General features: G+C 69.5%; 12 protein-coding genes. All 12 read right to left on the bottom strand.

The window, feature by feature from the left end:
- Positions 1–258 precede the first annotated feature (258 nt).
- The 12 genes from LWW89_RS13635 to LWW89_RS13690 all read right to left on the bottom strand — a co-directional run bounded on the left by LWW89_RS13635 (position 259) and on the right by LWW89_RS13690 (position 14,403).
- Positions 259–1,431: an O-succinylhomoserine sulfhydrylase gene (locus LWW89_RS13635; protein ID WP_293265070.1), complete on the bottom strand. Its 1,173-nt coding sequence runs from the start codon at positions 1,429–1,431 to the stop codon at positions 259–261.
- A 1-nt stretch (position 1,432) separates the two neighbouring features.
- Positions 1,433–2,974 carry an amidophosphoribosyltransferase gene (purF, locus tag LWW89_RS13640; protein ID WP_293265072.1) on the bottom strand — a complete coding sequence of 514 codons (1,542 nt, stop codon included), beginning with the start codon at positions 2,972–2,974 and terminating at the stop codon, positions 1,433–1,435.
- 8 nt (positions 2,975–2,982) lie between these two features.
- A complete protein-coding gene (locus LWW89_RS13645) occupies positions 2,983–3,477 on the bottom strand; it encodes a CvpA family protein (RefSeq protein WP_293265074.1) in 495 nt (164 codons plus the stop codon).
- 44 nt (positions 3,478–3,521) lie between these two features.
- Positions 3,522–4,316 (bottom strand): SPOR domain-containing protein, encoded by a 795-nt coding sequence (locus tag LWW89_RS13650; protein ID WP_293265076.1) that lies wholly within the window; start codon positions 4,314–4,316, stop codon positions 3,522–3,524.
- A 56-nt stretch (positions 4,317–4,372) separates the two neighbouring features.
- Entirely contained in the window at positions 4,373–5,683 is a 1,311-nt protein-coding gene (folC, locus tag LWW89_RS13655; protein WP_293265078.1) for a bifunctional tetrahydrofolate synthase/dihydrofolate synthase, read from the bottom strand.
- Between the two features lie 68 nt (positions 5,684–5,751).
- On the bottom strand, positions 5,752–6,621 hold the full coding sequence (accD, locus tag LWW89_RS13660) for an acetyl-CoA carboxylase, carboxyltransferase subunit beta (protein WP_293265080.1): 870 nt from the start codon (positions 6,619–6,621) through the stop codon (positions 5,752–5,754).
- A gap of 39 nt (positions 6,622–6,660) precedes the next feature.
- Complete coding sequence (gene trpA, locus LWW89_RS13665) at positions 6,661–7,461, bottom strand: tryptophan synthase subunit alpha (protein ID WP_293265082.1); 801 nt, start codon at positions 7,459–7,461, stop codon at positions 6,661–6,663.
- A 24-nt stretch (positions 7,462–7,485) separates the two neighbouring features.
- Positions 7,486–8,700, bottom strand: coding sequence for a tryptophan synthase subunit beta (gene trpB / locus LWW89_RS13670; RefSeq protein WP_293265207.1), 1,215 nt, complete (start codon positions 8,698–8,700; stop codon positions 7,486–7,488).
- Between the two features lie 238 nt (positions 8,701–8,938).
- Positions 8,939–9,607: a phosphoribosylanthranilate isomerase gene (locus LWW89_RS13675; protein ID WP_293265084.1), complete on the bottom strand. Its 669-nt coding sequence runs from the start codon at positions 9,605–9,607 to the stop codon at positions 8,939–8,941.
- A complete protein-coding gene (gene truA / locus LWW89_RS13680; protein ID WP_293265086.1) occupies positions 9,604–10,398 on the bottom strand; it encodes a tRNA pseudouridine(38-40) synthase TruA in 795 nt (264 codons plus the stop codon). Before truA ends, LWW89_RS13675 begins: the two co-directional genes overlap by 4 nt.
- Positions 10,395–11,054 (bottom strand): CbiQ family ECF transporter T component, encoded by a 660-nt coding sequence (locus LWW89_RS13685; protein WP_293265088.1) that lies wholly within the window; start codon positions 11,052–11,054, stop codon positions 10,395–10,397. Before LWW89_RS13685 ends, truA begins: the two co-directional genes overlap by 4 nt.
- Positions 11,055–11,229: 175 nt before the next feature.
- A complete protein-coding gene (locus LWW89_RS13690) occupies positions 11,230–14,403 on the bottom strand; it encodes a FimV/HubP family polar landmark protein (protein WP_293265090.1) in 3,174 nt (1,057 codons plus the stop codon).
- Between the last annotated feature and the right edge of the window lie 232 nt (positions 14,404–14,635).

Raw genomic sequence — 14,635 nt, forward strand, 5'->3', positions numbered from 1 at the left:
CATGGAATGGGCGAAAGCCCGGCCGGCGCATCGGGGACGGGCCGTCAGACTGTTGCGCGGCCCGGGAGTCTGGCACGAAAGCGCATCGGCTTCGGCCAAGAGGGGGCAAGTGTAACACGGCGCCCCCTGCGCCGCCCGCCCGCAGGGGCTACCGCCACCCTTCATACGGACCCCGGGCGTGGCCGGGCCGCAAACGGCGACGCCGCCCGGAGGCGGCGTCGTTCGTCGTGGCAAGAAGCCCTGGGACGTAAGGCCGGGTTACAGCCCCCGGGCCAGGTCGGCCTTCAGGTCGTCCACCGCTTCCAGGCCCACGGCAATGCGCAGCAGGCCCTCGCTGACCCCGGCGGCGGCCCGGGCTTCCGGGCTGATGCGGCCATGGGTGGTGGAGGCCGGGTGGGTCAGGGTGGTCTTGGTGTCGCCCAGGTTGGCGGTGATCGACAGCAGCTTGCAGGCGTCCACTACCTTCCAGGCTTCGGCGCGGCCGCCCTTGACCTCGAAGGAGACGATGGCCCCGCCGGTCTTCTGCTGGGCCATGGCCAGGGCGTGCTGGGGATGGGACGGCAAGCCGGGGTAGAACACCCGGGCCACGCTGGGGTGGGCTTCCAGCCAGGCGGCCAGCTCCAGGGCGGCGGCGGACTGGGCCATCATGCGGATCTTCAGGGTCTCCAGCCCCTTGAGCAGCACCCAGGCGTTGAAGGGCGCCAGGGACGGGCCGGCGGTGCGCAGGAACTTGAGCACCTCGTCGGTCAGCGCCTTGCGGCCGCACACGGCGCCGCCCAGGACGCGGCCCTGGCCGTCCAGGTACTTGGTGGCGGAATGGACCACCAGGTCGGCCCCCAGGTCCAAGGGGCGTTGCAGCACCGGGGTGCAGAAGCAGTTGTCCACCGCCAGCAGGGCGCCGTGGTCATGGGCGATCTGCGCCAGGGCGCGGATGTCGGCCACCTCGGTGAGGGGGTTGGACGGGGTCTCGGCGAACAGCAGCTTGGTTTCCGGCCGCACCGCAGCGGCCCAGGCGGCAGCGTCGGTCTGGGGCACCAGGGTGGTCTGGATGCCGAAGCGCGGCAGGATGTTGGTGAACAGCTGCACCGTGGCGCCGAACAGCCCCTGGGAGGCGACGATGTGGTCGCCGGCCTTGAGCAGGCCCATCACCAGGGAGAGGATCGCCGACATGCCCGAGGCGGTGGCGATGCAGCCCTCGGCCCCTTCCAGGGCGGCCAGGCGTTCCTGGAAGACGGTGACGGTGGGGTTGGAGAAGCGCGAGTAGACGTTGCCCTCCTCTTCCCCGGCAAAGCGCGCCGCCGCCTGGGCGGCGTTCTCGAAGACGAAGCTGGAGGTGAGGTAGAGGGCTTCGGCGTGCTCGTTGAACTGGCTGCGCTCCTGGCCGGCGCGCACCGCCAGGGTGTCCAGTTGCAGGTCGGGGGGCAGGCTCATGTCAGAGGTCCGAGGCAGTGGCGACCACGGTCAGCTCGACCTGCTGGGACTCGTTGGAGTCGTCCTCGCCGGTCTTCTTGCTGTCGTGCTTGCCCCGGCTCTGCTCGACGCCGTCCAGGTAGGCCGCGTCGATGTCGCCGGTGACGTAGATGCCGTCGAAACAGGACGCGTCGAAACGGGTGACGGCCGGGTTGCACTGGGTGACCGATTCCTTCATCGCTTCCAGATCCTGGTAGACCAGGGCGTCGGCGCCAATCACTTCGGCGATCTCGGCGTCGGTGCGGCCGGTGGCGATCAGCTCGCCCCGGGTCGGCATGTCGATGCCGTAGACGTTGGGGAAGCGCACCGGGGGCGAGGCCGAGGCGAAGTACACCTTGAGGGCGCCGGCGGCCCGGGCCATCTCGACGATTTCCCGGGAGGTGGTGCCGCGTACGATGGAGTCGTCCACCAGCATCACCCGCTTGCCCTTGAATTCCTGGGTCACGGTGTTGAGCTTCTGGCGCACGCTCTTCTTGCGGGTGGCCTGGCCGGGCATGATGAAGGTGCGGCCGATGTAGCGGTTCTTCACAAACCCTTCCCGATAGGGGATGCCAAGGGCCTCGGCCAGTTGCATGGCCGAGGGGCGGGAGGAATCGGGAATGGGGATGACCACGTCGATCTGGGTCGGGTCGATGGTCTCACGCACCTTGGCGGCCAGCTTCTCGCCCATGTTGAGGCGGGTCTCGTACACCGAGATGCCGTCGAGCACCGAGTCCGGGCGGGCCAGGTAGACGTATTCGAAGATGCAGGGGGCTGGGGCCACCTGGGGGCCGCAGGCGGCACGGGACAGGTTGCGCTCCAGGTCGATGAAGATGGCTTCACCCGGGGCCACGTCGCCGACCACCTCGAAGCCCTGGGTGTCCATGGCCACGGATTCGGAGGCCACCATCCATTCGGTGCCGGCCTCGGTCACGTTGCGGCCGAGCACCAGGGGACGAATGCCGTAGGGGTCGCGGAAGGCCACCAGGCCGACGCCGGCGATCATCGCCACCACGGCGTAGGCCCCCTTGACGCGGCGATGCACGCCATCGACGGCCTTGAACACGGCGGCGGCGTCGAGGCGGATGCCCGGGGCGGCGGCGGCCAGTTCGTGGGCCAGCACGTTGAGCAGCACCTCGGAATCCGAGTTGGTGTTCACGTGGCGCCGGTCCTGGACGAACATCTGCTCTTTCAGGGTCGGGGCGTTGGTCAGGTTGCCGTTGTGCGCCAGCATGATGCCGAAGGGCGAGTTCACGTAGAACGGCTGGGCCTCGGCGAAATTCCAGGCGGAACCGGCGGTGGGGTAGCGGCAGTGGCCGATGCCCCAGTTGCCCGGCAGGGCGCGCATGTTGCGGGTGCGGAACACGTCCCGCACCAGGCCCGGCCCCTTGTGCATGTGGAAGGTGTTGCCCTCCGCCGTGGCGATGCCCGCCGCGTCCTGTCCGCGGTGCTGCAGCACCATCAGGCCGTCGTAGAGCAGTTGGTTAACCGGAGTGGTGGCGACTACGCCGATGATCCCGCACATAAAGCACCTTACTTGAAGCGAATTCGTTTCGAGACTTCGGACGGAAGCCACGGCCGCGAGGCCAGCACTGCCGTCTCGAAGGGAGCTGCAAACTGGGCGTTGGCCCACCAGTGCTGCTTCGGCAGGGCGGTCATGCCCCCCAGCAGCACCAGCACAAAGACGATCAGGGCGCCGCGCAGCAGGCCGAACAGCACCCCCAGGGCCCGATCGGTGAAGCCGAGGCCGAGGGCCTTCAACAAACCCTGGGCGGCCAACCGGGCCAGTGCCATCAAGGCGATCACGGCAAAGAACACCAGCACCCAGCCGGCCACGGTGCGCCAGAACGGATCGGCGACGACCTTGGTCAGGAAGGCGGCGCCGACCTCGTCGCCGAAGGCCCGGGCGGCGAAGAAGGCCAGCACCCAGGCCACCAGGGCGATCACCTCGCCGACCACGCCCCGCCAGGCCCCGAGCAGGACCGAGCAGAGCAGGATGACGATGACGGCGTAGTCGAAATAGGTCACGAAAATGGACCGCCCCGGTCAGAGGAATCGGGGCGGCAGGAAAATCACGGTTTGGCGGCCACCACGCCCGACACGCCGACGCGCTTCATCTTGTCCAGGGCCTTGTCGGCGGCTTCCTTGCTGGCGAAGGGGCCGGCCCGCACCCGGGTCTTGGTGCCCTGGGGCGATTCCAGGGCCTCGGTGAAGGTCTTCACTCCGACTTCGTCGAGCTTGGAACGCAGCTGCTTGACGTTGGCCGGATTGGCGTAGGCGCCGATCAGGATCACGTAGCCGTTGCCGGAGGCGGCCGGTTCCTTGGCGGCGGGCTTGGCGTCGAAGCGGCCGGCCAGGAGATCGGCGGCGCGTTTGCTGTCGGCGTCGCCCTTGGCTTTTTCGGCCGGTTTCTCGGCGGGCTTGTCGGCCTTGGCCGGAGCTTTTTCCGGCGCCTTTTCGGCAGGCTTGGCCACGGGCTTGTCGGCGGCTTTTTCCGCTGGCTTGGCTTCGACCGGTTTGGCGGCGGGACGTTCCGCCGGCGGCGTCACGGTCGCGACCGGGGGCGGCGCCACCGGGATGGGTGCGGCCACGGCGGGCGCCGGCTTGGCCGGCGGAGCAACGGGTTCGGGGGCCGCGGGGGCGGCCGGCACCGGCTCGGCCACCGATTCGGGCGCCTTGGCCGGGGCGGGCTTGGCTGGCAGGTCCCGTTCGGGGATGACGATCTGCACGTCGGTGGCCGGCGGCGGCGGGGCTTCGTCCATGACCATGGGCAGGATCACGGCGGCCAGGGAGGCGAACGCCACGGCACCTACGAGGCGGCGGCGGGCGCGCTTCTTGAGCAGGAGTTGCGCGTCGTTGTCGGTCATGCCGGTAGGCGGAGGGAAATCCAGGCTGGTGAAGGGGACGCGACGGCCAACAAGGCTCAGGCCGCCGGGCGGATCGGGCGTACCCGGGCGAGCACGTCGGCCACGGTGTAGAACGATCCGAAGGTGACGATTCTATCACTCTCCCCCGCCCGCTTCGCGGCGGCGGCAAAGGCGTCCGACGGCGCGGCGAAGGTTTCCACCGTGCCGCCCAGGCCCTGGGCGGCGATAACCTCGGCCAGGGTGGCGGCAGTGGCGCCCCGGGGCACGGCCAGGTCGGCCAGCAACCAGTAGTCCACCTTGTCCTTGAGGGGCGCCAGGGTGCCGGCGATGTCCTTGTCGCCGAGCATGCCCAGCACCGCGTAGGTACGGTCGAAGAAGCCCATGGTGGAGAGGTTGCCGGCCAGCACCTTGGCGGCATCCGGGTTATGGGCCACGTCGAGCACCACCGCCGGGCGACCGGGTAGGACCTGGAAGCGGCCGGCCAGCTCGGTCTCGATCAGGCCGCGGCGGATGGCGCCCATGGCCACCGGCAGGCGCAGCTTGAGGGCTTCCAGGGCCGCCAGGGCGACGCTGGCGTTGCGCAGCTGGGTGGCGCCGCGTAGCCCCGGGTAGGCCAGGGAGCGGCGTGCCACCTCGCCGCCGCTGCGGCACCAGTAGCGCCATTGCAGACGGTCCTCGGCGCTCTTCTCGAAGCCGAAATCGCGGCCGAGCAGGCGCAGGTCGGCGCCGATGGCGGCGGCGGCATCGAGCAGGGACTGGGGCGGCTGCGGGTCGGCGCACAGGGCGGGCTTGCCGGCCCGGTAGATGCCAGCCTTCTCGCGGCCGATGGATTCCCGGTCGGGACCGAGGAAATCCTGGTGGTCCAGAGCGATGCCGGTGACCACCGCCACGTCGGGCTCGTAGACGTTGACCGCGTCCAGCCGGCCGCCCAGGCCCACTTCCAGGACCACCGCATCCACGCCGGCCTCGGCGAACACTTCCCAGGCCGCCAGGGTGCCGAATTCGAAATAGGTCAGGGCCTCGTCGCCCCGGGCCGCCTCGACCCGGGCGAAGGCGCGGCACAGGGTCGCATCGTCGGCGGGTACGCCGTTCAGCGCCACCCGCTCGTTGTAGGCCACCAGATGGGGCGAGGTGTAGCAGCCCACCTTGTAGCCGGCCCGGTCGAGGATGGTAGACAGGTAGGCGCACACCGAGCCTTTGCCGTTGGTACCGGCCACGGTGATGACCGGCACGGTTTCGCGCTGGCCCAGAGCGGCCTTGACCCGAGCCACCCGTTCCAGCCCCAGTTCGATGCCGGCGATGCCGCGAGGGTGGAGGGATTCGAGGTGGGTGAGCCAGTCGGCGAGGGTACGGTGGGACATTGCCATTTCTCGCCGCCGAACCCGGTTTGGGGCTCGGCGGGTAAAGCCAGAAGAAAGTGGAGGACGCTTAATGCTTAAGCCGCCGCGGGCAGCTTTTGCAGCATGGTGATGAGCTGGGCCAGCTTGTCGCGCATTTCGCGGCGGTCCACGATCATGTCGATGGCGCCCTTCTCCAGCAGGAACTCGGAACGCTGGAAGCCTTCGGGCAGCTTCTCGCGCACGGTCTGCTCGATAACCCGGGGGCCGGCGAAGCCGATCAGGGCCTTGGGCTCGGCGATCACCACGTCGCCGACGAAGGCAAAGGAGGCGGACACGCCGCCCATGGTCGGGTCGGTGAGAATCGAGATGAAGGGCAGCTGGGCATCCGACAACTTGGTCAGGGCCGCGGTGGTCTTGGCCATCTGCATCAGGGAAAAGAGGCCTTCCTGCATGCGCGCGCCGCCGGAAGCGGTGATGCAGATGAAAGGCACCTGCTGCTCGATGGCCGCCTTGACGCCGCGCACGAAGCGCTCGCCCAGGACCGAGCCCATGGAGCCGCCCATGAAGTCGAACTCGAAGCAGGCGGCCACCACCGGCAGGGTCTTGATGGCGCCTTGCATGACCACCAGGGAATCGGTCTCGCCGGTGTCTTCCATGGCCTCGGAGAGGCGGTCCGGATAGCGCTTGCTGTCCTTGAACTTGAGGCTGTCCACCGGCAGCACCTCGGCGCCGATCTCGAAGCGGCCTTCGGGATCGAGCAGCAGGTCGAGGCGCTGGCGCGAGTTGATGCGGTTGTGGTGGCCGCACTTGGGACAGACGTGGAGATTGCTCTCCAGGTCGGTGGCGTAAAGCACCGCCTCGCAGGAGGGGCACTTGCGCCACAAGCCTTCGGGCAGGGGCGAGTTCTTGCGCGGGCCGCTTTCGCGTTTGATCTTGGGCGGCAGGAGCTTGTTCAGCCAGGACATGGACTCGGGGTCTCCAGCAAAGGGAATTCGTTGAAAGGGTCAGGCCGCGTCGATGCCGCGGCGGATGTCGGTGGCTACGGCGCGCACCGCCTCGGCCGCCTGGGTGGCGGGATGGCGCTCCATCTCCTCGATCAGGCGGCTGCCCACCACCACCGCGTCGGCGATGGCGGCGATGCCCTGGGCGGTCTCGGCATCGCGGATGCCGAAGCCCACGCCCACCGGCAGGCCGGTGCGCTGGCGGATCAGGGGGATGCGGGCGGCCACTTCGGCCAGGTTGAGGGTGGCGGAGCCGGTCACGCCCTTGATCGAGACGTAATAGACGTAACCGCTGGCCACCTCGGCAACCTGGGCGATGCGCGCATCGGTGGAGGTGGGGGCGAGCAGGAAGATGGGATCGATGTCCACCGCCCGCATGGCGGCGGCGAACTCGGCGGACTCCTCGGGGGGGTAATCCACCACCAGCACGCCGTCGACGCCGGCGTCAGCGGCGGCCTTAGCGAAGGCCTCCAGGCCCATGGCCTCGATCGGGTTGGCGTAGCCCATCAGCACGATGGGGGTGGTGGCGTTGCCGGCGCGGAAGGCGCGCACCATCTCGAACACCTTGGCCAGGGTCATGCCCTTGGCCAGGGCCCGCTCGGAAGCGCGCTGGATGGTGGGGCCGTCGGCCATCGGGTCGGAGAACGGCACCCCCAGCTCGATCACGTCGGCGCCGGCTTCCACCAGGGCGTTGAGCACCGGCAGGGTTTGTTCAGGATCGGGATCGCCGGCGGTGACGAAGGGGATCAGGGCCTTCTTGCCGGCGGCCTGGAGTTGGGAAAAAACGGTAGCGATACGGGACATGGTCAAAATCTCCTCGGCATTCGGTCAGAACTGGATGCCGGTTTTTTCGGCCACGGTATGCATGTCCTTGTCGCCCCGGCCGGACAGGTTCACCAGCAGCACCTTGTCGCGGGGCAGGGTCGGCGCCAGCTTGGCGGCGTAGGCCAGGGCGTGGGACGACTCCAGGGCGGGGATGATGCCTTCGAGCCGGCAGCAGTCGTGGAAAGCCTGCAAAGCCTCGTGGTCGCTGATGCCGACGTAGCTGGCCCGGCCGGAATCCTTGAGCCAGGCGTGCTCGGGGCCGACGCCCGGGTAGTCGAGGCCGGCGGAGACCGAGTGGGTCTCGATGATCTGGCCGTTGGCGTCCTGGAGCAGGTAGGTGCGGTTACCGTGCAGCACGCCGGGACGGCCCTTTTGCAGGCTGGCGGCGTGGCGGCCGGTGTCCATGCCCTCCCCCGCCGCCTCGACGCCGATCAGCTCGACGCCCTTGACCGGGATGTAGGGATGGAAGATGCCCATGGCGTTGGAACCGCCGCCGACGCAGGCGATCACGTAGTCGGGCTGGCGGCCCACCTGCTCCTGCATCTGGCCGATGGCCTCGGTGCCGATCACCGACTGGAAGTCGCGCACCAGCATCGGGTAGGGGTGGGGGCCGGCCACGGTGCCGATGATGTAGAAGGTGTTGCCGACGTTGGTCACCCAGTCGCGCATGGCCTCGTTGAGGGCGTCCTTGAGGGTCTTGGAGCCGGACTCCACGGGGACCACGGTGGCGCCGAGCAGCTTCATGCGATAGACGTTGGCGGCCTGGCGCTTGACGTCCTCGGAGCCCATGTACACCACGCACTCCATGCCGTAGCGGGCGGCCACGGTGGCGGTGGCCACGCCGTGCTGGCCGGCGCCGGTTTCGGCGATCACCCGGGGCTTGCCCATGCGCCGGGCGAGCAGGGCCTGGCCGATGCAGTTGTTCACCTTATGGGCGCCAGTGTGGTTGAGGTCCTCGCGCTTGAAGTAGATCTGGGCGCCGCCCAGCTTCTCGGACCAGTGGCGGGCGTGGTAGATCGGGCTGGGCCGGCCGACGTAGTGCTTGAGCTCGTACTCGAACTCGGCGCGGAATTCCGGATCGCGCTGGGCCTCGGCGTAGGCTTCCTTGAGCTCTTCCAGGGCGGCGATCAGGGTTTCGGAGACGAACACGCCGCCGTAGGGGCCGAAGTGGCCGCGGGCGTCGGGCAGGTCGTAAGTGGAAAAATCGGCCACGGGAATGGCGGGGGTGGCAGAGGCAGGTTTCGGAGTGGTCATGGGAATCTCCAGGGGATGCAGGAGTGAATGCAGGATGAGGCGGGCGCTTGGCGACGCAAGGCCGCGCCGGACGGGTCGGCAGCGTGCCGGCCGGTCAGGTGTGGTTGGCCAGGAAGCAGCGCCACGCGCGGCGGCTCTGTCCTCCCGGAATCCTGCGCATCGATGTCCTCATGAAAACCCAACTCCTGGCGGAAGCGCCGGCTCAAGCGCCGCGCACCGCCGCGATGAATGCCCGGATGCGTTCCGGGTCCTTGACGCCCTTCACCGGCTTGCCGCCCTCGTGCAGCTCGACGCCGGAGGACACGTCCACCGCCGCCGGCCGGATCGCCCGGATGGCGTCGGCCACGTTGCCGGCATCCAGGCCGCCGGAGAGCACGATGGAAAAATCGCGCACGGCGGGCGCCGGGATCAAGGACCAGTCGAAAGTCTGCCCGCTGCCGCCGTAGCCCTCGACGAAGGTATCGAGCAGCAGGCCCCGGGCCGAAGGAAAGTCAGCCGCGTATTTTAGCAGATCGACCCCGGCCTTCATCCGCGCCGCCTTGAGGTAGGGGCGGCGGTAGCGCCGGCACTCGGCTTCGCTCTCGTCGCCGTGGAACTGGAGCAGGTTGAGGGGTACCCGGTCGAGCACCGCGTCCACCTCGTCCGGGGCCGGATTGACGAACAACCCCACCACGGTGACGAAGGGAGGCACGGCCCGCACCAGTTCGGCGGCCCGCTCGGCGCTCACCGCCCGGGGGCTCTTGGCGTAAAAGACGAAGCCCAGGGCGTCGGCACCAGCCGCCACGGCGGCGGCCACGTCGGACTCCCGGGTCAGGCCGCAGATCTTGATACGCGGGAGGGGGGCAGCGGCGGAAACAGCGGAAGCAGTCATGGCGCGATCCAGGGAAAGGCCTCGCCCTCGACGGGCGCGGCGGGCAGGGCGAAGCCGGCCGGGTAGTCGACGCCGGCCAGGTAAAGCCCGTCCGGGGCGAAGGTGGGGGCCGCCAGGGTGCGGTTGCGGGCCGCCAGCAGTTCGTCCATCCAGGCCGGAGGATGGGCGCCCTTGCCGATGTAGACCAGGCTGCCCACCAGATTGCGGATCATGTGGTGCAAAAAGGCGTTGGCGGCGAAGTCGAAGACGATCCAGTCGCCGAAACGGCGCACCTCGGCCCGGGTGACGGTGCGTACCGGCGAATTGGCCTGGCACTCGGCGGCACGAAAGGCGGAAAAGTCGTGGGTGCCCATGATTCGCGCCGCCGCCTCGACCATCGCCGCCTCGTCCAGGGGGTGGTGGAACCAGCCGGCCCGCCCGCGGGCCAGGCCGGGGCGCTGGGGCCGGTTGAGCAGCAGGTAGCGATAGGCCCGGCCGGTGGCGGAAAAGCGGGCGTGGAAGTCCTCGGGCACGACCGTGGCCCAGCGCACCGCCACGCTGTCCGGCAGGTAGGTGTTCACGCCGCGCACCCAGGCCGACTCGGGGCGCTGCACGTCCACGTCGAAATGCACCACCTGCTGGGTGGCATGGACGCCGCTGTCGGTGCGGCCGGCGCACACCGTGGCGACCGGGGTGCCGGCAATGCGCGACAGGGCCGCCTCCAGGGCGTCCTGGATGCCGGTGCCGGCGGGCTGGGTCTGCCAGCCGGTGAAGTCCCGGCCGTCGTATTCCAGCCCCAATGCGATCCTCATGCAGCGCCTCCGATCAGGTTTGCCGCCAGGGCCAGGGCAACGGCGCCCAGCAGCGCCAGCAGCCCGCGCTCCCTGGCCGTCAGCGTTTGCCGGGGAATTTCCAGCACATTGCCGGGCAGGGCGTCGTCGGGCAAGCCCGCGCCGGCCAGGGAGGCCAGGCTGAGGCGCCAGGTGCCGGCCACGCCCGCCGTCCCGGTGCGGGCCGGTGCAGCGTCGATGGCGCGCAGCACCAGCACCAGCCGGGCCACCGCCCGCTCCACCGGCGCCCCGAGACGGGCCAGGGGCGCGAACAGGGTGAGCAGCCCCGCCGCCAGGGTCTGGGCCGGCGTCCGGGCCAGCAGCATCGCCACCACCGCCAGCACGGCCACCAGGCGGGCGCCGTGCTCCAAAGCCAATTCCAGTCCTTCCCGGGTCACCCACATACCCAAGGGCGGCCACCACACGCTTCCCGGCGTGCCCAGGGCGAACACCGCCACCAGGGACAGCAGCAGCCAGCGGGTGCGCCGGAGCAAACGCCTCAGGTCCGCGCCGGCGCCGGCCGCCAGGGCCAGGGGCACCAGGGCGAGGACCAGCCAGGGACCCAAGGGCTGCTGGGCCGCGAGCAGGAGGACCAGGCTGGCCGCCAGGGGGAGGACGGGGTGATGGGAGGAAGGCACGAGGGGTAAAGAGGGGGGAAAGAGTGACCGGACGCCGGCCGTGGTCGGCAAGCGTCGCGGGGCTAGAAAGGGACGACGCGAAAAAACGAAGCGCCGCGGCCCCGGGGGGCGGCGACGCTTCGGGCTGGGCGCATTGTAGCGCCCGGCCAGGTCGGGGAGTTAGCGCAACAGCCGCTCAGCTCCCGATACGGCCGATGATGGCGCGAGCCTGTTCCTGCTGGGTGGCGTCGCCTTCGGCGAGCACCTCCTGCAACAGCTCCTTGGCACCTTCCACGTCGCCCATTTCCTCGTAGGCCTTGGCCAGGTCGAGCTTGGTGGCCACTTCCTGCCAGCGGGAGTCGCCGTCGGCGGGCTGCTCCGGCGGCAGATCCAGGGGCACGTTGCTGCTTTCGCTGCCGAAATCGATGGCGCTGTCGGCCGGGGCCATGATCACCGTGGCTTCCGGCGCCGGAGCTGTGGCGCCGGCCGCTTCGTCCGGCTGGCCGGGCTGACCCGGCTGATCCAGATCCAGGCTGATCGAGGACAGGTCGAAGGAACGAGCCTGGAGGGCGTCGCCCAGGACGGTGGATTCGGTCAGCTGCACGTCGAATTCCAGCCCCGAATCGTCCGTAGCAGACGCATCAGAAGCGGCAGGCACGGCGGGCTCTTCGGGGGCCGGCTCGGCAACTTCGAGCGGCGCAACGGCCGGCAGCTCCTCGACTTCCTCAAGCTGGGGCTGGGCCGCGGGCACGGATGCGGCCGGTGCGGTAGACGGGGCGTCCAGCGCCAGGCCGGCGTCGCCCAGGTCGAGTTCGAAGTCCAGGCCGTTGTCGTCGTGCTCCAGGGCCGCCGGGGTCTGGACGGCGGTCTCGGCGCTGCTGAAGCTGTCGTCCAGGGAGAATTCGACGGCGCCCGGATCGGGCAGGGTCATGGTGCTTTCCAGGTCGGACTTGGGCGCTTCCTGGGCGGCTGCCGGCTCGTCGTCATCCGCCGCAGCTGTAGCTGCCGGCGCCGGCGCCTCGGCTACGGGCTCGGGCAGGACCAGGTCGGGCAGGGGTTCCAGCTCCGGCTTGGCAACCGGATCGGCTCCCGCGTTGAGGACATTGCCCAAGTCGAAATCCAGGGTAGCCGCATCGGCGCCGTGGGACGCCAGCAGATCGGCCAGGCTGTTGTCGCCCTTCGCCTTGGCGGTGGCTTCGGTCGGCTCGGCACCGAAGGCCTCGCCCAGGGCCAAAGCCGCAACACCGGCGGCAGCCGCGGTGGCGGCAGCCTGGAGCGGCGCAGCGGCCGGACTGGCGACGGGCTTGTCCGCCGGCGCGGCGGCATGTCCGCCCTGGACGGCGGCGAACAGGGGATTGTTCGGATCGAGCTTGGCCCCCATGGCCGCCGCCTTGTCCCAGTCGCCGCCGCTGCCGCCGGTGACGGCGTACAGCTCGGAGGCCAGGGTCTCGAACTGCTTCAGGCTCTTGCGGTTGGAATAGATCTCCAGCAGCTTGAGGTGGATGGCGGTGCGCTTGGGGTCCTTTTGCAGGGCCTCGATGAGGATTTCCTCGGCCTGGGCGTCGCGGCCGTAGGCCATGTAGACGTCGGCCTCGGCTACCGGATCCACCTCGTCGGTGTCGATGGTGCCGGGACCGGCCTGGCTGAAATCGGTGACCGGGGTGTTGGAGGTATCCACGCTCTGGCCGCCGGTGCTCTTGAACACCGAATTGGCCCCCAGGCTCGGCTGGCTGGGCATGCTGGTGGTCATGGGCATGGTTTCGGACAGGTGGGAAACCTGGGCGGCCTTGCGCCGCCGGTAGGCCACCAGGCCGAGCAGCAGGGCCAGGACACCGCCTCCGCCGGCCAGCAGGGTCGGATTGCCGAGCAGGTCGTCGATCAGGCTGGGCTCTTCCACCGGGGGCGGCGGCGGCACGGGCTTGGCGACGGGCTTCGGTGCGGCGGGCTTGGGCGCCTCTTCGACCTTGGGCGCCACGGGCTCGGCCGGTTTTTCCTCGGCCTTGGGCGTGTCGGCGGCCGGGGTGGGGGTGGCCGAAGCGGCGGGCTCGCTCGCGGCGGCGGCCGGCGCAGGCGTGGCCGCCGGAGCAGCGGATTGAGGCTGGGGCGCGGGAGCAGGCTCGGCCGCCGGCTTGATCGGCGCCTGGGCCGACGGTGCCGGGGCCGGCTGGGCCTTGGCGCCGGACTGCTTCTGCAACTCGGCCAGATTCTGGCTCTTCAGCTCCAGGGCCTTTTGCAAATCGTTGACGTTCTTTTCCAGCTGGGCCAGGCGCTCGTTGGCATCCTTGAGGGCCTTGTCCTTGGCGACCAGGTCTTCCTCGGCCACGCCGGCACCGGCCTTGCCGCCCTTGCCCTTGGCCGTTTCGGTACGGGACACCCGCACCTGATCGCGGGGTTCGCTGGCCGGGGCGGCCTTGTCGTCCACCCGGGCGGTGACCTTGCCCGAGGCGGCCTGGCCGACACCGCTGTCCCGGGCCGGACCTTCGGCGGCCAGGCCGGCCAGCCGGCGGCGGTAGGCGTTCCAATCGGCGGACTGGGCCACCACCACCTTCTTCGCCTCGCTCGGGCTGACCGCGGCCAGGGTGGCTTGGTCGGGCACGTTGAGGATGCGCCCGGCGCGCAGGCGGTTCATGTTGTTGCCGTCGAAGGCGTCCCGGTTGGCCCGATACAAGCCCACCAGCATCTGTTCCAGGGTGACCCCCTCGACCTGTTCGGCCGCGGCGATCTGGCGCAGGGTTTCACCGCGCTTGACCAAGTGGGTGGCGGAAGGCTCGCCGGCGGACTTGGCTGGGGCGGGTTCGGCCTTCTCGACCTTTTCCGCCTTTTCACGCACGCGCGGAGCCGGAGCGGCCTTGCCAACCCGGGGCTCCTTGGCCTGGGCAGGGCCTTCGGCGGCGGCGACGCCGGGCAGGGTCTTGGCCTCGACCGGGGCCACCTGGGCGGCCTTGCCGGAGATTTCCGGGGGATCGAGGAGGAAGGTGTATTCGCGCACCAGGCGGCCGGCGGGCCAGTCGATCTCGAGGAGCATGTCCACGAAGGGGTCGTTGATCGGCCGGTCCGAGGACAGGCGGATCACCGGTCGGGAGGCGTCCTTTTTGTCGATGGCGAAACGCAGGCCCAGCAGGGTCGAGGCGTAGTCGATCCCGGCCTGTTTGAAGGTCCCCTGGGAGGCGAGCCGGGCTGTCATGCCGGAAAGCTCGTCTTTGGTGGCGTTGAGTTCGATTTCCGCACGCAAGGGCTGGCCAAGCGCCGAGTAAACCTTGAGTTTGCCGAGGCCCGCGGCCTGGGCCGCCAGGGGCGCCATGCCCAAGGCGATGGCCAGGGAAACGGCCACGGCACCGGCGCGCAGCCCGGTGCGAAGAGGATAGGTCATATGACGTTCTTTTTTCACGGCGCCACCCCTGAGCGTCGAAATTGGAATAATTAAAATAACATCATGAAGTTAGCCGATCAAGCTAAACCTCTTTGTGACAATATATCTGCCACCGTCGCGTCGCCGGAATGCCACACCGCGAATAAAACAAAAGCCGGGAAACCGCATTGGAGTGCTTTCCCGGCTTTTTTACAACAGGCAATGGCGGACAGCCGAGGCCGCCCGCCGCTGC

The organism is Oryzomicrobium sp., assembly GCF_021287045.1.
In the GTDB taxonomy this organism is placed as follows: domain Bacteria; phylum Pseudomonadota; class Gammaproteobacteria; order Burkholderiales; family Rhodocyclaceae; genus Oryzomicrobium.